At 60.1% G+C, this 22,139-nt stretch carries 21 protein-coding genes; 14 read left to right on the top strand and 7 right to left on the bottom strand.

All coding sequences use genetic code 11. From position 1 onward, the window contains the following. The first annotated feature begins 42 nt into the window (after window positions 1–42). The 3 genes from MJA45_RS23960 to MJA45_RS23950 all read left to right on the top strand — a co-directional run bounded on the left by MJA45_RS23960 (window position 43) and on the right by MJA45_RS23950 (window position 2,755). Complete coding sequence (locus MJA45_RS23960; protein ID WP_315604416.1) at window positions 43–1,677, top strand: ABC transporter substrate-binding protein; 1,635 nt, start codon at window positions 43–45, stop codon at window positions 1,675–1,677. Window positions 1,678–1,856: 179 nt separating this feature from the next. Then, a complete protein-coding gene (locus MJA45_RS23955; protein ID WP_315604415.1) occupies window positions 1,857–2,429 on the top strand; it encodes an HAD hydrolase family protein in 573 nt (190 codons plus the stop codon). Window positions 2,430–2,440: 11 nt separating this feature from the next. Then, window positions 2,441–2,755 carry an HAD family hydrolase gene (locus tag MJA45_RS23950; RefSeq protein ID WP_315604414.1) on the top strand — a complete coding sequence of 105 codons (315 nt, stop codon included), beginning with the start codon at window positions 2,441–2,443 and terminating at the stop codon, window positions 2,753–2,755. A 403-nt stretch (window positions 2,756–3,158) separates the two neighbouring features. Here the strand turns inward: MJA45_RS23950 and MJA45_RS23945 are convergent, their stop codons facing one another. After that, on the bottom strand, window positions 3,159–4,259 hold the full coding sequence (locus tag MJA45_RS23945) for a YheC/YheD family endospore coat-associated protein (RefSeq protein ID WP_315604413.1): 1,101 nt from the start codon (window positions 4,257–4,259) through the stop codon (window positions 3,159–3,161). Window positions 4,260–4,430: 171 nt separating this feature from the next. Here MJA45_RS23945 and MJA45_RS23940 point away from each other — a divergent pair, with 171 nt between their 5' ends. After that, the gene (locus tag MJA45_RS23940) at window positions 4,431–7,664 is read left to right on the top strand and encodes a DEAD/DEAH box helicase (RefSeq protein WP_315604412.1); all 3,234 of its coding nucleotides are present in this window, start codon (window positions 4,431–4,433) and stop codon (window positions 7,662–7,664) included. Window positions 7,665–7,719: 55 nt separating this feature from the next. Next, the gene (locus tag MJA45_RS23935; RefSeq protein ID WP_315604411.1) at window positions 7,720–8,256 is read left to right on the top strand and encodes an NUDIX hydrolase; all 537 of its coding nucleotides are present in this window, start codon (window positions 7,720–7,722) and stop codon (window positions 8,254–8,256) included. Between the two features lie 235 nt (window positions 8,257–8,491). On the opposite strand, the gene MJA45_RS23930 is transcribed toward MJA45_RS23935, so the two are convergent. The 5 genes from MJA45_RS23930 to MJA45_RS23910 all read right to left on the bottom strand — a co-directional run bounded on the left by MJA45_RS23930 (window position 8,492) and on the right by MJA45_RS23910 (window position 13,257). Further along, entirely contained in the window at window positions 8,492–9,184 is a 693-nt protein-coding gene (locus MJA45_RS23930; protein WP_315604410.1) for a response regulator transcription factor, read from the bottom strand. Beyond that, complete coding sequence (locus MJA45_RS23925) at window positions 9,181–10,638, bottom strand: sensor histidine kinase (RefSeq protein ID WP_315604409.1); 1,458 nt, start codon at window positions 10,636–10,638, stop codon at window positions 9,181–9,183. The genes MJA45_RS23930 and MJA45_RS23925 overlap by 4 nt, the downstream gene beginning before the upstream one ends. A gap of 12 nt (window positions 10,639–10,650) precedes the next feature. Then, a complete protein-coding gene (locus tag MJA45_RS23920; RefSeq protein WP_315604408.1) occupies window positions 10,651–11,400 on the bottom strand; it encodes an ABC transporter permease subunit in 750 nt (249 codons plus the stop codon). Then, complete coding sequence (locus MJA45_RS23915; RefSeq protein ID WP_315604407.1) at window positions 11,393–12,130, bottom strand: ABC transporter ATP-binding protein; 738 nt, start codon at window positions 12,128–12,130, stop codon at window positions 11,393–11,395. The genes MJA45_RS23920 and MJA45_RS23915 overlap by 8 nt, the downstream gene beginning before the upstream one ends. A gap of 209 nt (window positions 12,131–12,339) precedes the next feature. Further along, a complete protein-coding gene (locus tag MJA45_RS23910) occupies window positions 12,340–13,257 on the bottom strand; it encodes a hypothetical protein (RefSeq protein ID WP_315604406.1) in 918 nt (305 codons plus the stop codon). 1,005 nt (window positions 13,258–14,262) lie between these two features. Here MJA45_RS23910 and MJA45_RS23905 point away from each other — a divergent pair. The 8 genes from MJA45_RS23905 to MJA45_RS23870 all read left to right on the top strand — a co-directional run bounded on the left by MJA45_RS23905 (window position 14,263) and on the right by MJA45_RS23870 (window position 20,361). Continuing rightward, a complete protein-coding gene (locus MJA45_RS23905; protein WP_315604405.1) occupies window positions 14,263–14,916 on the top strand; it encodes a DUF2306 domain-containing protein in 654 nt (217 codons plus the stop codon). A 933-nt stretch (window positions 14,917–15,849) separates the two neighbouring features. Beyond that, complete coding sequence (locus MJA45_RS23900; protein WP_315604404.1) at window positions 15,850–16,437, top strand: YdcF family protein; 588 nt, start codon at window positions 15,850–15,852, stop codon at window positions 16,435–16,437. A 131-nt stretch (window positions 16,438–16,568) separates the two neighbouring features. Then, the gene (locus MJA45_RS23895; RefSeq protein WP_315604403.1) at window positions 16,569–17,033 is read left to right on the top strand and encodes a GNAT family N-acetyltransferase; all 465 of its coding nucleotides are present in this window, start codon (window positions 16,569–16,571) and stop codon (window positions 17,031–17,033) included. Between the two features lie 139 nt (window positions 17,034–17,172). After that, window positions 17,173–17,964 (top strand): ABC transporter permease, encoded by a 792-nt coding sequence (locus MJA45_RS23890; protein ID WP_315604402.1) that lies wholly within the window; start codon window positions 17,173–17,175, stop codon window positions 17,962–17,964. A gap of 7 nt (window positions 17,965–17,971) precedes the next feature. Continuing rightward, window positions 17,972–18,772, top strand: coding sequence for an ABC transporter permease (locus MJA45_RS23885; protein WP_315604401.1), 801 nt, complete (start codon window positions 17,972–17,974; stop codon window positions 18,770–18,772). A gap of 12 nt (window positions 18,773–18,784) precedes the next feature. Continuing rightward, the gene (locus MJA45_RS23880; RefSeq protein WP_315604400.1) at window positions 18,785–19,759 is read left to right on the top strand and encodes an ABC transporter ATP-binding protein; all 975 of its coding nucleotides are present in this window, start codon (window positions 18,785–18,787) and stop codon (window positions 19,757–19,759) included. A 205-nt stretch (window positions 19,760–19,964) separates the two neighbouring features. Next, on the top strand, window positions 19,965–20,186 hold the full coding sequence (locus MJA45_RS23875) for a hypothetical protein (protein ID WP_315604399.1): 222 nt from the start codon (window positions 19,965–19,967) through the stop codon (window positions 20,184–20,186). Window positions 20,187–20,226: 40 nt separating this feature from the next. After that, window positions 20,227–20,361 (top strand): hypothetical protein, encoded by a 135-nt coding sequence (locus MJA45_RS23870; protein ID WP_315604398.1) that lies wholly within the window; start codon window positions 20,227–20,229, stop codon window positions 20,359–20,361. Between the two features lie 58 nt (window positions 20,362–20,419). On the opposite strand, the gene MJA45_RS23865 is transcribed toward MJA45_RS23870, so the two are convergent. Then, window positions 20,420–21,349 (bottom strand): phosphotransferase family protein, encoded by a 930-nt coding sequence (locus tag MJA45_RS23865; protein WP_315604397.1) that lies wholly within the window; start codon window positions 21,347–21,349, stop codon window positions 20,420–20,422. Between the two features lie 121 nt (window positions 21,350–21,470). On the opposite strand from MJA45_RS23865, the gene MJA45_RS23860 reads away from it, so the two are divergent. Next, a complete protein-coding gene (locus MJA45_RS23860) occupies window positions 21,471–22,085 on the top strand; it encodes a hypothetical protein (RefSeq protein ID WP_315604396.1) in 615 nt (204 codons plus the stop codon). Window positions 22,086–22,139 lie beyond the last annotated feature (54 nt).

The following is a 22,139-nucleotide window of genomic DNA, read 5'->3' as shown; positions in this document are numbered from 1 at the left end:
AATGGTACGGAATGGATTTCATTAATCCGGGAGGTTGAGGAAATGAGGAAATGGAGCATGCTTCTGTCCGTTGTCCTGGGGTTCGGGTTATTGGCGAGTGCCTGCTCCGGCAAAGAGCCGGATGTGGCCAAAGGGGCGAGCGGGGTTAATCCCGCCGGGCAGTTTCCGATCACGAACGAGAAAACGACCCTCAAGGTGCTGGTAAAAGGGGCGTCCACGGTAGAAGATTTCTCGACGAATGAATTTACAAAATGGCTGGAGGAGAAAACGAACATTCATCTTGAATTCGAGGTAGCCCCCGAGAAAACCGCAACGGAAAAACTGAACCTTGTGCTCTCGGGCGGCGATTACCCGGATGTCATCATGGGCTTCGGCGTGTCCCCCTCTCAGATGATGATCTACGGGTCCCAAGGGGTCTTCCTTCCGCTGAACGACCTGATCGAAAAATATGGGGAGGAAACGAAGAAGGGGTATGCGGCCATGCCGATGGCCAAGGAGCTGAGCACGGCGCCCGACGGCAAAATCTACGCCATGCCGCAAATCAACGAATGCTACCATTGTACGCTGCATCAGCGGATGTGGGTCTATCAGCCGTGGCTCGATAAGCTCGGGCTGAAGATGCCGACGACAACCGACGAATTCTACGAGATGCTGAAGGCCTTCAAAACCCGTGACCCTAACGGCAACGGCAAAGCCGACGAGATCCCGCTTTCGGGCTCTCCGCAAAGCTACCACACCTCCATCGATTCCTTCCTGATGAATGCTTTCATCTACAACCATGGCTCCAACAAGCTGTACCTGAAGAGCGGGAAGGTGGATATCCCCTACAACAAGCCGGAATGGAAGGAGGGCCTGGCGTACCTGCGCAAGCTGTACAGCGAAGGGCTGATCGCTCCTCAGACGTTCACGCAGGACGGCACCCAGCTTCAGGAGATGGGCGAGAGCGCGACCCCGATTCTCGGAGCGGCGTCGGGGCATAACATGGGCTCCGTGGCCAAGCTGGCCGGCTCGAGCAACCGGTGGCTGGAGTATACGGCCGTCCCTCCCCTTAAAGGGCCGAAGGGGCTCCAGATTACGCCCCTGCATCCTTTTGCGGTGAACAACGGGGAATTCATCATCACGAACAAGGCCAAAAATCCGGAGGCGGCGTTCCGGCTGGCGGACTTCCTGTACAACCAGGAAGCCACGCTCCGCTGGTATGCCGGTCGGGAAGGCACCGAATGGCGCTGGGCCGAGAAGGGAGAGATCGGCATCAACGGCAAGCCCGCCATCTGGAAGCAGTTGAAGCCTTGGGGCGGGGTGCAGAACGTGAACTGGAGCCAGCGGGGGACGGGCTTCCGGCCGAGCGACCTCCGGCTGGGCGAGGTAGCGGACCCGTCCCAACCGCTGGAGCCGCTGCTTTACAAGGAGACGAAGGAAAAGATGGAGCCCTACAAGCAGTCGATGGAGAACATCCTGCCTCCGGTCTTCTTCACCGCCGAGCAGTCCTCCGAGGTGGCCGATCTCGAGAAAACGCTGCTGGATCATATGAAGGAGATGACCGCCCGGTTCATCACCGGAGACTTGGACCTTGACAAGAACTGGGACTCGTACGTGAAGAACCTGGACAACATGAACCTGAAGCGGTACCTGGAAATTTATCAGACCGCCTACGATGCGAAGTACAAGAAGAAGTAGCCGATGGGCTGACTAATCCCCCTAAAATGTTAATTTAGGAACAAAACGGAAAAGTCTTAAGGCTTTTCCGTTTTGTTATATACAATCCCTTAGGACCCTATGATTTAAGAAAAAAGGTTGCCGTCCCCGGAAAAGGAATGGTACGCTCTTCCAAATACCAAAAGGAAGGCGGCGTACGAGTGAATACCCAAACGATGAAAGGAGGGCCGAACGCTTCCGTTCAAGCCCTTGTCCTTGATCTCGACGGAACCTTGCTGGACTCCTGCAAGGAAGTGTCCGAACGAAACCTTCAGGCGCTGATGAGCGCTTACCGGCAAGGGTGGAAAATCATCATCGCCACGGCCCGGCCGCCCCGTTCCGTTAAGGAGCTGCTGCCGGAGGACCTGCTCCAGGCGGCGTCCTTCGTCTATTACAACGGGGCGTATGTTCACTGCCCGCATACCGGGCTGACCGAGCATTATGCCATTCCTCCGGAAATCAGCTTGAAGGTGCTGGAGTTCTGGGAACAGAACGGCCTTGACGGCACCCTTTGTCTGGAGGACCGGGATGCTTGGTACAGTCTCTCGGCCGAGTCCGACCCGGCCTTCTACCACTCCCATTTCGTCCCGCTTGTCGTCAGCATGGACGAGCTGAAGAAGCTCAGTGCCACGAAGCTTCTGCTCACCAACAGCCGCCGCACGGACCTCTTGGAGGAAGCCTTCCGGGAGCAGCTGAGCCTCGTCGTGACCGACAGGGCAAGCTGGTCCAGCTGATGGGCCGGGGGGTGACCAAAGCTTCCGGCGTTCTGAGCCTGTGCGCCCATTATGAGCTGGAGGCGTCCCGGGTTGCCGCCTTCGGGGATGACCGGAACGACCTGGAGCTGTTCCTTGCCGTCGGATATCCGGTGGCCATGGGCAACGCCGTTCCCGAGCTGAAGGAGAGGGCCCGGGAAATCACGGAGACGAACGACCGCGACGGGGTGGCGGTGGTCGTGGAGCGGATGCTGGCCGAAGCGGAGCAAGCCGGCTTGGCCGGCGGTCTGGAGGCCGCTCCCGGTGCCACGGCAGGGAAGGGAGCGGACCGGCTGGAACCGGCATAAAAACGAGGCCGTCCCTAGTCCCAGAGAAGGACCGTTTTCGAAGGAAAGCGGTCTTTTTCCATTAGCGGATCTCTAGCCTCTTCAGGCAAGAGGGCTGGAACCTAACGAATCGTACAACGCTTATTCACTCAAAAAGGCCCCCTCGCTCCTTCTTGCGAATCGTCAGCACGCTATATGCGCTTTTTCGGTCAAAGATATGCCGAATCCCGCCTATAACGTTACCAGAATTCGTAAGAAAGCCGCGGGGGCCTTTTTTGCCGTTATAAGGTATTCACGATTCGTTATGCCGCCGGCTTACCCGCAGCAACTCCCGCGGTCTAAACGATGCCCGCTCCTGCAGTAGCCGCCGCAGAAACTAGCATAACCCGCCCGCTGGTCCTCTCCCTGCACCCTTCCCGCGAACCTACCGGTTTCGGGCGGAAGCTCCCCGGGAGGCCAAATATTTGGCAAACCCCGTGGTCAGGTAGGTCACGCGCTTCATCATGGAGGGAGTCAGAAGGCCGCGCCCCGGAACCGGGTTAAAATCCAGCAGGAAGATCCGGTTGCGCCGGTCCAACGCCACGTCGATTCCGAGGTGGCTTAAGGTCGGACGGAAGCGGGTAAGGACGCGCCCCGCCACCAGGGCGGCTTCCTCCAGCCGGCGGGCGGACGGAAGCGGTCTTCCGCTTCGGCGGGCCCAGGCGGACAGGCGGGTCCAGGTCGTCTTGGAGCCGCCGGCATGGATGTTGGTGACGATGGACCCGGACCCTCCGAGCTTGGGGCGGATGCCGGCGGAATGCCAGCGGCCATCGGCTCCCCGGTGGACGATGACGCGGAAGTCGATTTTGTGCCGTCCTTTTTTGCGCAAGGACAGCCCTTCCTGGACGAGGTACCGTTCTCTCCTCAGCAGCCGGCTCATGATGCGGATAAACTCCTTCCGCCCGACCCGGTCCGCCCGTTTCCCCGATTTCACCTTAACCCGTCCATGCGATCTTCGCTTCAGCTCGAGAATTCCCCGCCCCTGGGTGCCGTTGACCGGCTTCAGGTAGACGCTCCGGTGCCTTCTCAGGAGTCCCGTCACGTCCGATACGCTTCGTGCCGCCTTGCCGGCCGGAAGAAACCGGCGGACCTCGGAAGCCGACAGCAGCCTCTGGAGCTCCGCCTTGTTGAAGAAGGACGGATTGAACACGGGAATGCCGAGACGCGCGAAAGCCCTCTTCATGCCAACGGCGCGGCGGCTTTTTCCTTTGGGGCCGATCGGGTAATTCTCGTACAGCACATGCGGGAGCGGGTGCCAGCCCCGCCTCCAGCCGGATCGGCCGTCGGGTGATGATGAGGTCCAGGCATGGACCCGGCCCCGGGCAAAGTCCACATCCTCCACGCGAAAAAACAATACCTGCAGGCCGTGCTTTCTGCCATCCGAATGAAATCCCCTCCAGATCCGGTCCGGGACATAGGTGCCGGAACGTTCGGCCCCGGACCCTCTTGCCGGCAAAGCGAGCTGCATAATGCCGAAGCGTGTCATGATCGATTCAAGCCTCCTTCTTACCCTCAGCGTATGAAAGGACCGGTACCTCCGCTTGAGCGCTTGTGCCTCTCACCCGGGGCCTTTTTCGTAAAGGGGCCGTCCCTTTTTGTCCGGGGAACGGGTATAATGTAGGGATAATTCATAGGGCAGGGAAGGAGGAGGAAGAACGTGAACGAACCCATCCAGGAAAAAACCATCCGGGCGCTCTGCGGCCGTTTCGCCTGCGAAGACGGCGAGGCCCTCTTCCGGGCGGGAAGCGTCAACGTGACCAGGCGCTCCGGACATCGGTACGAGGCGGACGTCCGGGAGGACGGCTCGGTCTATCCGGTGACGCTCGGCCTCCCTTCCGCCGGCAAGGCGGAGGCGGTCTGCTCCTGTCCGGTTTTTCACCCCGACGACCTGTACTGCCGGCATATTGCGGCGCTGCTCTTCTGGGTGAAGGACGGAAGCGGGGCAGGCCTGGAAGCCTCGCTGTCCGGAGTCGGGGAGGCCGCGTCCGCCGGAGAAGCCGGCACGGGCTTAAGCGACCGGCTGCTGGAGCTGTTCAGCCGCAAGCCGGTGCCGCCGACGGCGGCCCGTCCTTTCGTGGACGGACGGGAGGTGCTGGAGGCGGAGTTTACCGTGCGGACCGTTCCGCACCGGGACAGAGGGCTTCGCTTCGGAGTCGAATGCCGGATCGGAGCGAAACGGCTGTACGCGGTGAAGCGGATCGGGGAGTTTCTCGAGCAGGTGGAGCGCGGGGAGCCTTATCCCCTGACCGGGACCTTCTCCTATGTCCCGGAGCTTCACAGCTTCCAGCCGGAGAACGATGCCGTCCTGAGGGCACTGCTCCGAATCGTCCGGAGCGAGGGGGAGCCCGAAGGGTCCTCTTACGGTGGAGAGGGACGAATGCCGCTCATCCCGGCCGCCTATTGGGAGGGGCTGCTGCCCCTGCTGGCCGCGGCACCGCAGGTTAAGCTGGTGCATGACGGCCTCACCTACTCCGGCATCGGGCTGACGGAGGAGCCGCTTCCCCTTGTGTTCGCCTTCGAGCCGGCTTCGGAAGGGGCGGAGGACGGACGGCTGGAGATAAGGGGATCGGACCGGGTGACCGTCATGGAAGCCTACGGCATGATTCTCTCCGAAGGCAGGCTGCGGAAGCCTCCCGCCGAGGAACTGAAGCGTCTTGCCGGCCTGATAAGGATGCTGGAGGAAACAGGGATGCCTTCGGTTCGGATCCCGGTGGAGCAGATGGAGCTCTTCCTGGAGCAGGTGATCCCGGGGCTTCTGAAGCTCGGCGCCGTAAAGGTGGCCCAGGAGGTGTCCGAACGGATGGTGCAGGCTCCGCTTAAGGCGAAGCTGTTCCTCGACCGGGTGAAGGACCGCCTTCTGGCCGGCCTCGAATTCCACTACGGCGAGTGGGTGGTCGACCCGCTGGAGAGCCCGGGCACACGGGCCGGCCGGGGCCGGCTTCTCGTACGTGACGGAGAGAAGGAGCAGAGGATTCTAAGCCTAATGGAGCAGGCGGCCTTCCTGCAGACCGAAGGCGGCTACATGCTGCTGGGCGAAGAGGAGGAATACGAGTTCCTCCGGCATGTGCTTCCCGAGCTGGAGAAGCTGGTGCAGGTGTACGCCACGTCCGCGGCAAAGGAGCGGCTCTTCACCGGCCATGCCCCGCCGAGGCTCCGGGCCGAGGTGGACGAGCGCACCGACTGGCTCGAGTTCCGGTTCGAGCTGGATGGCATTCCCGAGAGGGAGATCTCCCGCCTTCTCGAAACCCTCGCGGAGAAACGCCGCTATTACCGGCTTCCGGGAGGGGCCCTTATGCCGCTCGACAGCGAGGAGTTTCAAGACATTATCCGTTTCCTGAACAGCCTCGGGGGAAGGCTGGAATTGGCGGGAGACCGGCTTCGTCTGCCGGCCGCCCACGCCGTCCACTTGATGGAGAACGCCGCCCCCGGGCGGGCCGTCAGCCTCGGGACCTCCTTCCGGCGGCTGCTCGATACCATGCGCAGCCCCGATCATCTGGAGCATCCTTATCCCGAAGGCTGGGAGCCGGTTCTGCGCGGCTACCAGAAATACGGGTACCAGTGGCTGAAGACGCTCGCCCGCTACCGGTTCGGCGGGGTGCTGGCCGACGAGATGGGGCTCGGGAAGACGGTCCAAAGCATCGCCTATCTCGTCTCCGTCCTCCCGGAGCTCCGGGAGACCGGCGAGCCGGCTCTCGTCGTCTGCCCGGCCTCGCTCCTGTACAACTGGCAGCGGGAACTTCGGCAGTTTGCTCCGGAGCTCCGGGTCACGGTTGCGGACGGCGGCGCCAAAGAGCGGAGCGGCATTCTGAGCGATCCGGCGGGGGCCGATGTGATCATCACGTCCTATCCGCTGCTGCGCCGGGACTTGCTCCGCTACATGGCCTTGTCCTTTCACACCGTCTTCTACGATGAGGCGCAGGCCTTCAAAAACCCGGATACGCAGACCGCCCGCTCGGTGAAGGCCATCCGTGCGCGGCATCGTTTTGCCCTAACCGGGACGCCGCTCGAGAACCGTCTCGAGGATCTGTGGTCCCTCTACGATGTCGTCTTTCCGGGGCTTCTGCCCGACCGCAAAGCCTTCAAGGAGTTCTCGAGGGAAGCGGCGGCTAAGCGCATCCGGCCCTTTATGCTGCGGCGGCTGAAGAGCGACGTGCTGCAGGAGCTGCCGGAGAAGATCGAGTCGACGCTTGCCGCCGAGCTTCTTCCGGAGCAGAAGAAGCTGTACGTGGCTTACTTGGCCGAGCTCCGGCAGGAAGCGGTGAAGCATCTGAAGGCGGGCAGCCTCCGGCGTAACCGGATCCGTATCCTGGCGGGCCTCACCCGGCTTCGCCAGCTGTGCTGCCACCCCGCTTTGTTCGTGGAAGGGTACCGGGGAAGTTCAGCCAAATTCGATCAGCTTCTGGAGCTGGTCGACGAGTACCGGGGATTGGGGAGAAGGGTGCTGATCTTCTCCCAATTCACCGAGATGCTCGGTCTCATCCGGCGCGAGCTTGTGGAACGGGAGGTTCCCTATTTCTACCTGGACGGGCAAACCCCGCCCCTGGAGCGGGTGGAGCTGTGCCGGCGGTTTAACGAGGGAGAACGTGACCTGTTCCTTCTCTCTCTGAAGGCCGGAGGGACAGGACTGAATTTGACCGGAGCCGACACCGTCATCCTTTACGACCTGTGGTGGAACCCGGCGGTGGAGCTGCAGGCGATGGACCGCGCCCACCGGATCGGGCAGAGGAAGGTCGTGCAGGTCATCCGGCTGGTAGCCCGGGGCACCGTGGAGGACAAGATGTACGCGCTGCAGCAGAGCAAGAAGGCGTTGATCGGGGAAGTGCTTCAGCCGGCCGAGGAAGGGCTGCCTTCCTTAACGGAGAATGAAATCCGCGAGCTTCTGATGCTGTAAACGGGTATAATGGGAAGAGAAACCACCCCGAGACACGAAGGTCAGGAGATGAGCTATGAAGTTAATGGACCGTTTGACCGACAGCGATCTGTACGGAGGCCCGCCCGAATGGCTGTCTTCGATTTCCCGGAAGGCGGCCCGGGGCGTCCTGATGGACGAGCATGACCGGGTGGCGCTGATGTTTATGGCCCGCCGGGGGCTGTACAAGCTGCCCGGAGGCGGAATGGAGGCGGGCGAGAGCCGGGAGGAGACTTTTCTCCGCGAGCTGCTCGAGGAGACGGGCTGCGAGGCGGAAATTACCCACGAGCTGGGGTATTTTGAAGAGCACAAGGTCAAAAACCGCTACATGCAGGTTTCCTACTGCTACATCGCCCGTGCTCTTTCCTGTACGGACGAAATCAAGCTGACCGAAAATGAACGACGGCTGGGCATGCAGGTTAGGTGGATGTCTTGGCAGGAGGCCCGGGAACGGATGAGGGAGGCCGAGAACGAGCGGCATGACTACTCCTCCCGGTTCATGGTCCTTCGGGACCGGAGGATTCTCGAGGCGGCCTACCGGCAGTGGAGCCAATTGCCGGAAGGACGGGCTTAGTGCCTTATCCGGTACCTTTGTTGGCGCCCCCCCTCCCTATGCTTACGAAAATCAAGAGGGAAGCCGAACAACACTCACGGATAAGGCACTAACAGAAGAAAAAGCGGAGCCGGCGGTATGCGGGCTCCGCTTTTTCTTCTGGCGGCGGACGATCGGATAGGGCTACATGGAACCGGTATCCGGTGCCCTGGATCGGCCCCGCCGTTTCTCTCCCTCGGCGGCCGATTGAATGGGGCTATACCTGAAACCGGTACCCGACGCCCCAGACCGTCTCGATGTACTGGGGCTTCGACGGGTCGGCCTCGATTTTGTCCCTCAGCTTGCTGATATGGACCGTGACCGTAGCGTTGTCCCCGGACGCGTCCCAGCCCCAGATCCGCTCGAACAGCTCATCCTTGGTGAAGACGCGGTTCGGGTGGGAGGCGAGGAACAGCAGCAGGTCGTATTCCTTCGATGTCAGGGCCGTTTCCTTGCCGTTCACGAACACCTTGCGCGCCTGCTTGTCGAGGAGGAGGCCCTTTAGGCGCAGCTCGTCTCGGGGATGCACGGGCTGATCGGCCACCAGCCGGTCGTAGCGGGCCAGATGGGCCTTCACGCGGGCCACCAGCTCCGCCACGCTGAACGGCTTGGTTACATAATCGTCGGCTCCGAGCCCGAGCCCCCGGATTTTGTCAATGTCCTCCTTGCGGGCGGACATCATCAGGATCGGGACGTTGCTCGTCTCCCGCACCCGTCGGCAGATCTCGAAGCCGTCCGTGTGAGGCAGCATAAGGTCGAGCAGAAGGAGATCGTAGCCGCCTTTTTTGGCCAACTCCAGCCCCGTGTCTCCCTGATCCGCTCTATCTACCGCATACCCGCTTGCCTCCAAGTAGTCCTGGACGACCTCGGCAATCACCTGTTCATCCTCTATCATAAGAATCCGCTTCATGGCCGTTTTCCCTCCTGATTCGGCTTGGGCAGCGTGAAGAAAAGGCGGGTGCCCTGCCCTAACCGGCTTTCGGCTCCCACGGCTCCTCCCTGTCCCTCTATCATCTGCTTGACGATGGCGAGCCCCAGTCCGCTGCCTCCGGCCGCCGTGTTCCGGGAAGGATCAGCCCGGTAAAACCGGTCGAAAATATGGGGAAGCGCCGATTCCGCAATGCCCGGCCCGTTGTCCTCCAGGGAGACGATGGCCTCCTCCGGTCCGTCCTGCAGCCGCACCCGGATTTCCTTATTCGGCTTATCCATATAATTCAAGCTGTTGCCGATGATGTTCATCAGCACCCGCTCCAGCTTTTCCCGGTCGGCGAGCACGGTCACGGGACCCGGACCGGAAGACGTGTAGGAGACCTTAACGCCCTCCAGCCGGGGATCCAGACCCAGCTCAACCGTATAATCCTGCAGGTAGGCGTTAAGATCGAGCGGCTCCGGATGAAAAGGCAGCCGCTTCAGGTCGAGCTTGGAGAAGAGGAACAGCTCGTCGATGAGGCGGTCCATTTCCTCCGTTTTGCGGGCGATCATGCCCATATATTTGTCACGCTTGGCCGGGGTGTCCGCGATTCCGTCGCGTATGCCGTCCACGCATGCTTGGATTCCGGTGATGGGGGTCTTCAGGTCATGCGAGATGTTCGAGATGAGCTCCTTGCGGTTCTCCTCGTACTGAAGCTGAAGACGGATGGATTCGTTCAGGCGGCTGCGCATTTCCTCCAACGCTTCCCCGAGGCGCCCGATTTCGTCCTTGCGGTTAAGGTGGATCTCGTGGTTCAGGTTCCCTTCCTTGATCTGCTCTGCGGCGTTTTTCAGCCGGTAGAGGGGCCGGATCAGGTTGCGCGAAACGAGAAAGGTGACCAGGCCGTTCGTCAGGCCGATGACCACCAGAAGAGTAAGCAGCAGCAGTGGGAAGAATTGGCGCATGCCCTGAAAGAACGAGCTCCAGTCGGTGAGGATGTAGACGTCCCCCTTCCCGCCGTCCGGGAAGGATAGCGAGTGGCGTTCCGCGGCGTAACGTCCGGCGGCATTCGGCTTCCATTTGCGCATCGGTTCATCGGGTTCCAGGCGGCGAAGCTCCTCCTCAAGCCCGGGGCGGTCTACGGAAGGAGAAGAATAGACCATCCGGTCGTTCTTCACCACCACGAGTCCGATCTGAAGCGGGCTTAGGAGCTGGTCCATCCGGTTTAGAAAGGCGCTGTCGGTGAATCGTTCGGGGTCGGCCTTGGCCAAGGTTCTCACCCCCGCGACCCAGTCGTTCCGTTCGTTCGTCTGTTCCCAGAAGGGCGTGGTTCCTCCGTTCTCCTTGTCCCCATAAAAAGTCAGGGAAAGGCCGGTGGTAATCAGCGCAAAAAGCACAACCGGAAGAAAGGTCATGAGGATATAGGACAGCAGCAGCTTTACCTTGATGGACATGAAGACAGCTCCTTAAAGCGGGTTTCGTTCGAACCTCACCATTCCCGCCGTATAAGCCATTATACAATACGAAAGCGGTACGACGAGCGCCCCGGCGAAAGTTTCCGTTGACCAGCCGTTCCCCCTGAGAAGGGCGGCTCCATTGGCATACGAGAAGACGGACCAGGCGGACAGCGACGGGTAAAAGAGTGGAGCCGCACGGAAGGCCGCGTACAGCAGCACGAAGCCCGTCATCACGGCCGTGCCGCTCTGAAAAAGCTGGGAGAGCAGGACGGCCAGCAGGACAACGGCCAGCATCGGCAGCCAGGAGGCGGTGTAAGCCGTCAGGCTGTCCACCCAGCCTCCCGTCATCTCCAGGCCGGGCATCGCCAGTGCCGAAAGCACGGACGAGGCCCACAACACCGCAAGATGCAGGGTCAGGCAGGCGGCGAGGGCGAGCACCTTCGCGGCGAAGGCTTTGCTGCGCGTAATGGGGCGGAGCAGGGTCAGCTTCAGCGTGCCGGAGGCGGCTTCGCCCGTGAACGAATCTGCCGCGGCGGAGGCCAGAAAGAGAGGGAGGAACAGGAACGTAAACAGCGACAGCACGGTGAGCGGGAGGTTTCCCGAGAGCCCGAAGGGCAGGCCGGTCCGGCCGTTCAGCCAGCTGAAACAGAGAGCGATGACCGGGGGAAGGAGCAGGGAGAGGAGCAGGTGGGCCTTCGTTCTCCTCCGCTTCCACAGCTTCTCCCCTTCATTCCGGGCCGCGGCGTACAGCTTATGCATAGCGGGCCTCCTCCTTCCATGACTGGATTTGGGAAACGGCGTAGGCCTCCAGCGTGGTTCCCTGTTCTTCGAGCCGGCGGGGATCGGCCATCCCGATGAGCCGCCCTTCCTCCATAATGCCGGTCCGGGTCACCATCAGGCTGAGATCATGGATGAGATGGCTCGATAGAAGGAAGGCCGTCCCTTCTTCCCGGGCAAGTCGGACAACGGTCTGGCGCAGGTCGATCATCCCCTGAACATCGAGGCCGTTCGAGGGCTCATCCAGGAGGACGAGCTTAGGCTTGGCGAGCAGCGCCAATGCAAGCCCGAGCCGCTGCTTCATGCCGAGCGAGAAGCCGGCGACCCGTTCCTTCGCGCGGGCGGCGAGCCCCGCTTGCTCGAGCGCCTCCCCGATCCGGGAGGCAGGCAGGGAGGGATAGAAGCGGGCCGCGAGCTTCAGATGCTCGTACGCCGTCAGATGCCCGCAGGCATCGGCCGTTTCGATCAGGCAGCCCACGCGCTCCATCGCCTGCTCGAACTGTTCGGCGATGTCGTGGCCGGCGATCCGTACCGTGCCGCAGTCCGGCCGCAGCAGGCCTGTTAGCAGCTTGAGCAGGGTGGTTTTGCCTGCTCCGTTGGCGCCGACCAAGCCGAAGACTTCCCCTTCGGCCACTTCAAAGGACACGTCTTCCACGCCCCGTCCGTTCCGGTACCGCTTCGTCAGGTGGTTTACTTCCAATATAGCACTCATGGTTTCTCTCCTTTTGCTGTCTGCCGTCCCCGGCCGGGCGTAAGAAGAAGCAGAAGGTCTAACGGACCGGATCATTCTGGGGCTCTAGAGCCTACAGAGGGGGGCTCGGCCGGACGCATCCGCTTCTTCTTAAGGGCGGGGCTTATGGCTGGTTTCTTAGAACACACCGGTTCCTTCCGCCTTTTTAGCGGAGCCGGCTTAGGGAAGCTTTAATGCTTCCAGCCCCATTTACGGTCGTCCTTAGAGATTTCCACCGTCTGTTTGCCGGTCAGGTCCACCCGGTCGGGCGTCGTGGTGCTCAGATCGGAGAAATCCGCCGCTACCCGGAGAACGAGCTCATGCGGCTTCCCTTCCTCGTCGTTACCGGTCACGTGGATTTCCGCCTTCTGGCTGGTGAGCACGTCGGCAGGGCTGATGCCGGCATCCAGCGCAACGGTCTCGACCTTGATCTTATCCTTCAGCTTGGGGAGCGCGGCGGAGAGATCCATCGGCTGGCCGCCCCACGGCAGGCCGGCAGGATCATCGGACGCCATCTTCCCGTGCCAGCCGGCCCCTTCGCCGGAGGCATGGGCGACGAGCATCGAGCCGATCGCATTCACGAGCGCGGGCACCTGGCGGCCCTCCAGATGCAGGGCGGCCTGCTTGCTGCCGTCGGCCGCGTTCTCGACGGTCGCGAGTTCCCGCACGTGGCCCATCAGCGCATCAAGGACCGGCTCCGCCGCGGCGGGAGGCCCGGCATGAGCACCTTGGCGCTGCCAGCGGGAGTCCCCTTGCTCGAGCACACGGTAGACGTCGGAGTCACCGGTCTGCACGATCACCTTGCCGTCTTGGCGGAATGCCTGGACGGTCTTGGAGAGGGATCCGTCACCGACGGTCGCCTTCATGCTGCCGGTCTGGTCATCCTTGTTAACCTTCGCGTCCGCGGTGCCGGTCACAAGCGGCTTGCCGTTGTCCGAGACGGACCACTCCGCGTGGACGGTGAGACTCGTCTGGGTCTTCAGGTTCTTCGCGGCCGTCTTGTAGACATCGTAGCCGGATGTGTCCGCCATGGCGGAATACCCGCTGGCGAATAACATAACCGCTCCCAGTCCGAATGCGGCTCCGGCAATGGCTGTTTTTCTTTTCATAAGTAAATCCTCCTGTCGGCCAGCGCTGCTCTTGGTCAGCCTGACCTTGTGTAATGGGAAGCCTCCGGCGGTCTTGTCGTCTGTCTTTCCTTGGCTGCGCCGCTCTGAAGCCTTCTGAATTCATCTTAACCCCCGTCTCTTACCTCCTTCTAAAGCTCATCTAAAAAAAGAATAAAATCTAAAAGGCTCGGCGCAGAAGCTTGTCGGAAGCCGGCTTGCCGGGGAAGTGGGAGGGCTGGAACTAAGAAAAACCCCGGAGAAGCGAGGCATGGAAGCCGGAAAATTCCGTGTTGGGAAGGGCTGGAACCAAGAAAAAGCCACAGGGAAACGAAGGACCTGAAACCAGAAAGCCTCGGGAAAGCGAAAAGCCTGGAATTACGATAAGCGGCCGGTTTTCAGCTTTCTGACCAACTGCAGGGGCGGGACTTTAGACTTTTTTAATCTTTTCTTTAGAGAGCGGAAAGAGGCGGGGGCTAAGCTGAGGCTAGGGTTACAAAGAGTAAAGAAAGAAGGAGGAAAAAAGCGAATGCGAAAAGCACAAGGCAAGAGGGGCGCCATGGAAGCGTGGCGGCCGGTAAGAGGGCACGATGGTACGGCTGCTGCATGGCCGCCGGCAAGAAGGAGGCACGGCGGTACGGGAGAGCGGCCGACAAAGAGGCAAGGCGGTACGGGAGAGTGGCCGAAAGGAAAGAGGCAAGGGGAATCCCCTACGTGGCGGCTGATAGGAAGGAGGCGTACGGAGGCGGGATGGCCGGTAGGAAAGATTCAGGACGTTAAGGGTGCATGGTGGCCGGTAGGAAAGATTCAGGACGTTAAGGGTGCGTGGTGGCCGGCAGGAAAGAGGCAAGACGGTATGATAGCGCCGAGGCTGGCAAGAACGGGCCCGCTCTTCCTCGGGTGCCGGGCTGCCGTCGTGTTTAGGCCGAGGGGCCGGGCAGATTTCGTCGGGCTAGCCATCGAGAGCCACTGCGGCTTGCGGACCAGGCGGAAGCCGGGAGGGACAAAATGAAGCGCGCGGCGGGCCACATCTCGCGAAGCTGGTGGCTCCTCCTCGCCGTATCCCTCGGGGTGATGACTCCCTTCGCCGCGCCCTATTTGACGCTGGATCCGGAGCGCAGCCGGGTCACGATCGACTCCGTCGCCATTCAGTATCCGCTCCTGGTCGCGCACGTCGGGCTTGCCTTGGCCGCCCTAGCGGCCGGGTTCCCTCAGTTTTTGGCGGGGCTGAGGGCGGCCCGGCCCCGGCTTCACCGCATTACCGGCCGAATCTACGCGGGCTGTGTATTCGCAAGCGGCATTCTTGCGGTTCCGCTTGCGTTCTACGAGCCGGACTATACCCGAGCGGCGTCCTTTCTTGCGCTTGCGGCAGCCTGGCTTTTTACGACCGGTCATGGCTGGAGGGCGGCCCTCTGTGGAGATTGGGAAGCCCACCGCCGCTGGATGACCCGCAGCTTCGGCGTTACGCTAGCGGCGGTGAGTGCCCGCCTGCTTGTCCCCCTGCTGCTTCTGCTGTACCTGGCCCTTCACGGGTTTAGCTTGCCGGGAGGGCGGGAGGACATGATTAAAGAGGTTCTTGCCGTCAACATTTGGGCAGGGCTCTTGGTCAATCTGATTCTCGTGGAATGGTATGTTCTCGGGAAGAAACGGAGGAAGGAGTGAGGGCGGGGAGTGCCCGCCAAGTTCCTTTTTGCCGTAGGGCAGGGCTCTCCACTCCTTCCCGCGCAAGAGAGGAGACGCAAATAGAGGAACTAGGATGCCCTATTCGGTCTTTTTGGCATATGGCTCAAAAAATAGAGGAACAAAAGGAAGCTATTTGTCCGAAATGGCTTCCCTAAAGCCCATTTTCATCTAACTTTTTGGAAAATAAGGCCCTTTTGTTCCTCTAAATTTGTGCAGAGGCTAAGAAAAGGGCATTTAGTGCCCTTTTTGTTCCTCTATTTTCGGCTGCCTGCAAAGAACCGCCTTTCCAGGAGGGAGGCATGACCGGGAATAGCCGGACTGGCGAAGCTGGCCTGCTGTTTTGGTGATGTCCCCCAGGGCAGCATCTACCGCTGCCTTATCCGTGAGTCTTGTTCCGCTTCCCTATTGTTTCGGGCCCACCGTCAATTCTCCCAACGAGTAGTTTTCGCGTCCCAGATGATTTCGGCGTCCCACAAAAGTGGTCCGCCTCCTGCCGCATGCCAGGTGTCCCTCCCAACGAAGCTGCCGAATCAGGCCCATTTTGCATCGCGCGAATCTCCCCATGCGCGGTGTTAGGTGCCCCATGACAGTAGCCGAGGAAAGTCCTATACCATTAGAGTGAACCGCCTTCCTCAAGGGCGGTTTTTGGTGTGCGGCCGTTCGGGAACGGGCATTCGACAGATGGTCAGCCCTTATGGAAGAGTGCTACAATGATTCATAGAGAGGACAGCGAGACGGGATTTCTCGTCCTCATACGGACTGTCGGACAGTACGGTAAGCTGGGGCTCCCTTTCCGCTTCCCAAGCGGATGGAAGATTAGCAGCATAAGAGGAATCGCTGAACACACCATAAAAAGACAGGCGCGGCGCTGGAATCGTCCTCGCCCCAGCCTTTGAACACGAGGAGGGCATCATGTACCTGTCGGAACTGGACGTGGAGCAAGCCGAGGCGGACCTGATTCACCGTGCGGTATTTGCCGGTTTGGAGGATGACGGCAAGATGGGGGATCTGATTCTCGTTTTCGGGAGCATCCGGGCCCCGGAGCTTCGCGTTCCGAAGGCGGTGGAGCTCTATAAGGCGGGGCGGGCCCCTCTTATTCTCATGTCGGGCGGAACCTCCACGATCCCCGAAGCGCTGGCTATGAAAGAGGCCGCCGTGAAGCTGGGAGTGAAGGAAGAGGCCGTCTGGACGGAAACCCGCTCGACCAATACGAAGGAGAATGCCCTCTTGTCCCGCAAGATGCTCGACCAGCGTTACGGGCTCGACCGGATCCGCCGGATCCTGCTCGTGACCAATGCTTTTCATATGAGGCGCTGTTACCTGACGATGAAGACCTGGATGCCGGAGTGGATCGACTACAGCTTCTGCCGCGTGGAGGACCGGAACACCCGGCCGGACAACTGGCATCTTCAGGAGAAGGGACGCCGGAGGGTGTACCGGGAAGCGGAGAAGCTGGCGTTATATACCCGGACGAAGGAGATCGTGGACATGGAGATATGACTCCCTAGGGCCTTATCCGGTAACTTTGTTGGCGAGAAATCATCCGTATGCGCACGAAAATCAATAGGAAAGCAGAACTTCATTTGCGGATAAGGCCCTGCGTCCGCCGTGAATACAGGAAGGAGCCGACTATGGCCGTCATCCGATTGGCTGATCCGAACGATATCGACGCGCTCGCGCAGATGCGCTGGGACTACTCCGTGGAGGAGACCGGAACGCAGGGGCTGGACCGGGAGGAATTTCTCCGCACCTGCACCGGGTTTCTAGAGAAAGCGCTGGGCAGCGGGAACTGGTTCATCTGGGTGGCAGAGGCGGAAGGGAGGCTCGTCTCCCATATGTACCTGCAGCTCATCCATAAGGTTCCGCGCCCCGGCAAAAGCCCCGATCCGTATTTCGGGTACGTGACCAATGTCTACACGCGGCCCGGCTACCGGAGCCGGGGACTCGGCGGTCAAATTCACCAGGCGATGGAAGGGTGGTCGAAGGAGCATGAGGTCGAGTTCCTCGTGCTGTGGCCGAGCGAGGCGAGCGGGGCTTTCTATGAGCGGCATGGGTTCGTCCCGAGCCAAGAAGCTTTGGAAAAGCATTGGGAATAAGGAGCATTCGGCCCCGAGGCCGGGTGCTTTTTCTATGAAAAAGGAATTGTGAAAAGAAAGGTATTTCAAGTTTAACTAAATACAGGTATGATAATGGTATAGTTTTACAGATCGGGCCTATGGGAAGGAAATAACGTCAATGTCCATCTATTTGGAATTCGCCAAGCAAGCGTTTCGGCAGCGGTTCATTTACCGACTGAATGCCTACATGATGATCGTCAGCTCCTTTCTCGGCCTTCTTATTCTGATCAGCGTCTGGAAGGCTTTGTATGCGGGGAAGACGGAAGTGAACGGCATCACCTACGAGAACATGCTCCAATTTCTCGTTCTGAACATGGCCATCCAGTCGCTAATCCGGTCGAGAATCGGCCAGAAGATCGGGGAGCGGGTGGAGAACGGAGCCATCAGCCTGGATCTGATCCGCCCCATCACGTTGAAAGGCTATTTCCTGGCCGATCAAATCGGAGAGAATGTATTCGGCTTTCTCTTCTCCACGCTCCCGGCTGCGGCTGCCGCGGCTTTGTTGTGGGGGTTCGCCGTACCGGGGGAGCCGTTTCGGTTTCCGCTGTTCGTCATCAGCCTCCTGCTTGGCATCGCCCTCATGAATCAAATCAACTACTTGTTCGGCCTCCTGGCGATCTGGCTCAAAACGGCGTTCTTCATCAACTTCATCACCGGTGCCGTCATCAGTCTTTTTGCCGGATCCTTCGTGCCATTGTGGTTCTATCCCGAGCCGCTGTACAAGATCAGCCTGCTGCTTCCTTTTCACCTGGTTTCGTTTCAGCCAATCGCCATTTACCTCGGCAAAAAGACCCTAACGGAAGCAGGCTTAATCATCGGCGGTCAGCTGGTTTGGATGCTCCTGCTGCTCGGCTTGGAGAAATGGATGTGGAGAAGGGCTCAAACTCATATCGACGTTTTCGGAGGGTGAAGGGGAGATGGACTATTTTCCGCTATACGGGCAGTTCGTAAAGATGAAGCTAAAAGGCATGGCGCAGTTCCGCGGCCCCTTCTGGATCATAACCTTGTCCAAGGCGTCCCTGTGGACCGTGGAAGTTTGCCTCATCTGGATTCTGGTGGACCGGTTTCAATCGATAGCGGGATGGGGGCCTTATGAAGTGCTTCTGCTGTACGGCTTGAATTTGGCCTCTTATGCGCTTGCCGGATTTTTCTTCTATCATCCCTTTACCTACCTGCCCCGCCGCATCCAGACAGGGGAGTTCGATGAAATTCTGACCAAACCGCTTAATCCGTTTCTTTATTTGCTAAGCCGCGAGTTCAGCACCGGGTACTTCAGTAATTTGGGAGTGGCCTTGACGGTCATGATGGTTTGCATCCGCAAGCTGGAGCTTTCCATGGACCCGGGCAACCTCTTATTCCTGGTTCTCACCCTGCTCGGAGGGGCTCTGATTCAAGCGTCCCTTTTCATTTTCACGTCGGTTCCCGCTTTCTGGATGGTTCAGAATAACAGTCTGGTGAGCCTGGTTTTCGATTTGAAGGAATTCGTGCGGTACCCGCTAACGGCCTACCACTGGACCATTCAGATCCTTCTTACGCTGGTCCTTCCCTTCGCCTTTATTAACTTCTACCCGGCCCAGCATCTGTTGGGAAAGGCGGGAGAAGGGGTGTTGCAGCCGGGGGTTCCGCTTCTAACGCCGCTGGTCGGCATCGTTCTGTTCCTGGGCGCCTACGCGTTCTGGAAGTTTGGCATTACCCGATACCGCAGTACGGGTTCGTAGGAGGCAGCCAGGATGGCTTTGATTGAATTGAAGAACTTGTCCAAAAGCTTTCAAATCGTCAAGAGGCAGGAAGGCTTTTGGAATACGGTAAAATCGCTTGTGTCGCGGGAGTATGACACCAAGCAGGCCTTGAAGGAAATCAACCTGTCGATCCGGGAAGGCGAACTCGTGGGCTATATCGGACCGAATGGAGCGGGCAAATCAACCACCATCAAGCTGTTGGCGGGCATCTTGACGCCTACTTCCGGGAGTGTTCAGGTGGCGGGGCGGGTTCCTTATCGGCAGAGGAAGGAGAACGCCCGGGACATTGGGGTTGTCTTCGGCCAGCGCTCCCAGCTGTACTGGGATCTTCCCATGAGGGATACCTTTGACCTGTACCGTAAAATGTACAAAATTGATGACGCCGTCTTCCGCCGCAACGTCGATTTCTATATCGAGCTTCTCGCGATGCAGGAATTTCTGGACCGTCCGGTCCGGCAGCTCAGCCTGGGCCAGAAAATGCGGGCGGATCTGGCGGTCGCCCTGCTGCATGATCCGAAGATCGTCTATCTGGACGAACCGACCATTGGCCTCGATGTCATCGCCAAGAGCCGCATCCGCTCTTTTATCCGGGAAGTGAACAAGGAGAAGGGAACGACGGTCATTCTGACCACACACGATATGGACGACATTGAACAGATCTGCAACCGAATCGTCCTGATCAACCAGGGAAGCATCCTGTACGATGGGGCTCTTACAGAGTTCAAGCATACCTTCAGCCCCGGCCACCTCCTATCCGTTGAGCTGGCGGGTGACCAGCCCCTTGTTCTTGCCGATGAGCGTCTGGTCCTCCTGCACGAGGAAGGGCCGCGTAAACAAATTCTCTTCCGCGAGGACCGGATCCCGGCAGGCGAAGCCGTGACTTTGCTGACCCGGCATAACACCGTGGTGGATTTGCAGCTGAAGGAACCGAACATCGAGGACATTATTAAGGAAATCTACAAGTAACCGGCAACGGAGCCTCCGGCCCTGTGGCCGGTTCTTTGCTGTCCCCGCCTGACCTTCGCAACCTTTCGAAGCCGGGTAACGTCTTAAGGGATATATTCTCCGAAGGGAAAAACCCTGGCGGGACGCGGGTTATTCTGCACACACCCGTCCTAACCCCATACGAAGGGAGTGAAAGCCGATCGAGCCATCCAACCGACGCTTGGTTGTGACCCTGCTGGTGATAGCGGGCCTGGGCTTGGCCGTGGCCGCCTTCTTCCTGTTCCGGATCCCGGAACGGGTCGTGGTAGAGAAGATGGTCAGGTTCGGAGAGGCTCAGCCGGATACGGAACGGGTCATCACGGACCGCGAGAAGGTAAGGACCTTCGCCTATGCCGTCCGGTTCGCCCGTAAGCAGCCGGGGAAGGCGGATATGGCGGTCCCACCCTAACCTCTTCACGTTAGGCGGCGGCCGGCTGTACTACCTCTGGGTGGACGAACGTTATGGAACGGGAACCTTGATGAAACTTCCCGACACGGGGACCACTTACCGGATCAGCGAAGCCCGGGCCAGCCGGCTGAAGGACATTCTGAAGAAGGAATACGGGGAACTGCCGGGATCGTGAGGGAGTTCCCGGATCAAAGAAAAGGCCCTCCTCCCTAAGGGAAGAGGGTCTTTTGGGGTTATCCTTTAACAAGTGACAGCAAGTAATCCCGGGTGTGCTCGTAAGCGGGCGTCCAGCCCATTTTGGCAAAAAACCGCAGGCCGTCCAGTCCCTTGTAATAATGGGCGCCGATGAGCCGCTCTTCAAAATCCGGCAGGAGGAGCCCCTGCTTCTCGTATTCGGCCCGAAACGTTGCGGTCACCGGCAGGGAGGGCAGGCTGCGCTCGACAATGGTCAGATCGATCAGGAAGTCGCCGTAAATAAAGTTGCCGTCCAGCAGGCCGGTGAGGGTCCGGCCGTCGGTCAGGAGATTCCACGGGTGGGAGTCGTTATGCACGAGGAAGCGGTACGGCTCGTTGTATTTGCTGTAGGCCATCAGGCGCGCGTAGCACTCGTCGAACACCTCCCTCTCCAGCACGGAGGTACGGAAGAGGTCGGTCCAATTCTCCCAGAATGTTCCGGTCTGGTTGTCTCCGAAGAAGTCCACGAGGTAGTCCCGCCAGGTAGGGTAGGAGCCGCTGCCGTCCGTCTGGACCCAGCCGTAGCCGTGCGAATCCCCGATCTCCACCCGGTTAAGCCGGGTAATCCGCTCCGCGACGGCGGGCAGGAGATCGCGCTGGACGCCCTCCGGCGCGTTAATGAGCATCGTGCCCTCGATCCGCTCGGCGATGGAATAGGTCAAGGTCCCGAAGGTGCCGTACTCGAGAAAGCGCTGGTAGTTCACGCCTTGGGAGCGCAGGCGCTCCGACATCACGTGTTGCAGGGCGAAGCCCTGGGGAAGATCCGAGAACCGGAGAACACGGCCTTCTCCGCCGATGTCGAAGAAGAAAACCCGGCTCAAGTTGCCGCCGTCGACAGGAGTGACTTTCTCTACCGGAGCGGAATAATGATCCTCCAGGAAACGCTCTGCCTCCGGGAGGGACAAAGCCGGCTTCTCGTAAGCGGTCATGGGAACCAACCTCCTTTTGGCTTGGGAGATGCGGATATCTCCAGTATGAGGGAGCCCGCCGGACGCGGCAACGGCTAGAATCGTTGGAATGATTTTTTCTCTCCGAAAGGGGAAGAGTGGGATGAAAAAGATTCGGCTCCGATGGCTCGTTCCGGCCGGGCTTCTTCTAGGCATCATATTAAACCAAGCGCCCGCCTATGCCTGCTCCCCGGCCCCTTGGACCTTCGAGGAGGCATACCGGGCGAAGGCGATGGTTTACGGCAAGGTGACGGCCGTCCATTCGGACCGCCGCGCCGCCATCCTCCAGGTGATCTCCTATGCGGGACCGGGCCCCGCGCCGCGCCTGGTTCATCTGCCGCGAACGGAGGACAGCCGGCCGGCCCCCCCGTACTCCTGTCCGGATTTCTCCATGAGATTCAAGACGGGCGAAGCCTATGTGTTCTTCCTGGCGGACGTTCCGCCGAGGCTTCGCCTGCTCGAGCCCCAGTGGAGAACGGCCTCTCCCGTACGGAACGGCCAGGTCATGGTCGGACTTCCTCACGGGGAGACGGCTTCGCTGGAGGAACGGCTGCAGAGCTTTGCGGCGCAGCGGAACGTGACCGTCCAGAAGCCCGATTCCGGGTCCCCGGTATGGGGAGAGACCATTTGGGGCAAGCTCCGGTGGCTGGCGACGGCGGCAGGCGCGGCTCTCGCTGTTCTAGGGTTAGGCGCGCTCAAGCGGAAAGGGCGCCGGTAACCGTTCCCCTATCCAAGCTTCGCATCCACCAGCCGCCGTGGCTTCATTACGGCG

Source organism: Paenibacillus aurantius (assembly GCF_032268605.1).
Lineage (GTDB): Bacteria > Bacillota > Bacilli > Paenibacillales > NBRC-103111 > Paenibacillus_AO > Paenibacillus_AO aurantius.
This window is presented reverse-complemented; position numbering and strand designations above follow the sequence as displayed.

Bases quoted from the DNA above. Each gene is read 5' to 3' on its own strand.
- MJA45_RS23920 (WP_315604408.1), bottom strand. From the start codon at position 11,400: ATGCATAAGCTGTACGCCGCGGCCCGGAATGAAGGGGAGAAGCTGTGG.
- MJA45_RS23930 (WP_315604410.1), bottom strand. From the start codon at position 9,184: ATGAAGCGGATTCTTATGATAGAGGATGAACAGGTGATTGCCGAGGTC.
- MJA45_RS23885 (WP_315604401.1), top strand. From the start codon at position 17,972: ATGGACTATTTTCCGCTATACGGGCAGTTCGTAAAGATGAAGCTAAAA.
- MJA45_RS23860 (WP_315604396.1), top strand. From the start codon at position 21,471: ATGAAAAAGATTCGGCTCCGATGGCTCGTTCCGGCCGGGCTTCTTCTA.
- MJA45_RS23945 (WP_315604413.1), bottom strand. From the start codon at position 4,259: ATGACACGCTTCGGCATTATGCAGCTCGCTTTGCCGGCAAGAGGGTCC.
- MJA45_RS23865 (WP_315604397.1), bottom strand. From the start codon at position 21,349: ATGACCGCTTACGAGAAGCCGGCTTTGTCCCTCCCGGAGGCAGAGCGT.
- MJA45_RS23910 (WP_315604406.1), bottom strand. From the start codon at position 13,257: ATGAAAAGAAAAACAGCCATTGCCGGAGCCGCATTCGGACTGGGAGCG.
- MJA45_RS23905 (WP_315604405.1), top strand. From the start codon at position 14,263: ATGAAGCGCGCGGCGGGCCACATCTCGCGAAGCTGGTGGCTCCTCCTC.
- MJA45_RS23925 (WP_315604409.1), bottom strand. From the start codon at position 10,638: ATGTCCATCAAGGTAAAGCTGCTGCTGTCCTATATCCTCATGACCTTT.
- MJA45_RS23900 (WP_315604404.1), top strand. From the start codon at position 15,850: ATGTACCTGTCGGAACTGGACGTGGAGCAAGCCGAGGCGGACCTGATT.
- MJA45_RS23880 (WP_315604400.1), top strand. From the start codon at position 18,785: ATGGCTTTGATTGAATTGAAGAACTTGTCCAAAAGCTTTCAAATCGTC.
- MJA45_RS23895 (WP_315604403.1), top strand. From the start codon at position 16,569: ATGGCCGTCATCCGATTGGCTGATCCGAACGATATCGACGCGCTCGCG.
- MJA45_RS23960 (WP_315604416.1), top strand. From the start codon at position 43: ATGAGGAAATGGAGCATGCTTCTGTCCGTTGTCCTGGGGTTCGGGTTA.
- MJA45_RS23935 (WP_315604411.1), top strand. From the start codon at position 7,720: ATGAAGTTAATGGACCGTTTGACCGACAGCGATCTGTACGGAGGCCCG.
- MJA45_RS23915 (WP_315604407.1), bottom strand. From the start codon at position 12,130: ATGAGTGCTATATTGGAAGTAAACCACCTGACGAAGCGGTACCGGAAC.
- MJA45_RS23890 (WP_315604402.1), top strand. From the start codon at position 17,173: ATGTCCATCTATTTGGAATTCGCCAAGCAAGCGTTTCGGCAGCGGTTC.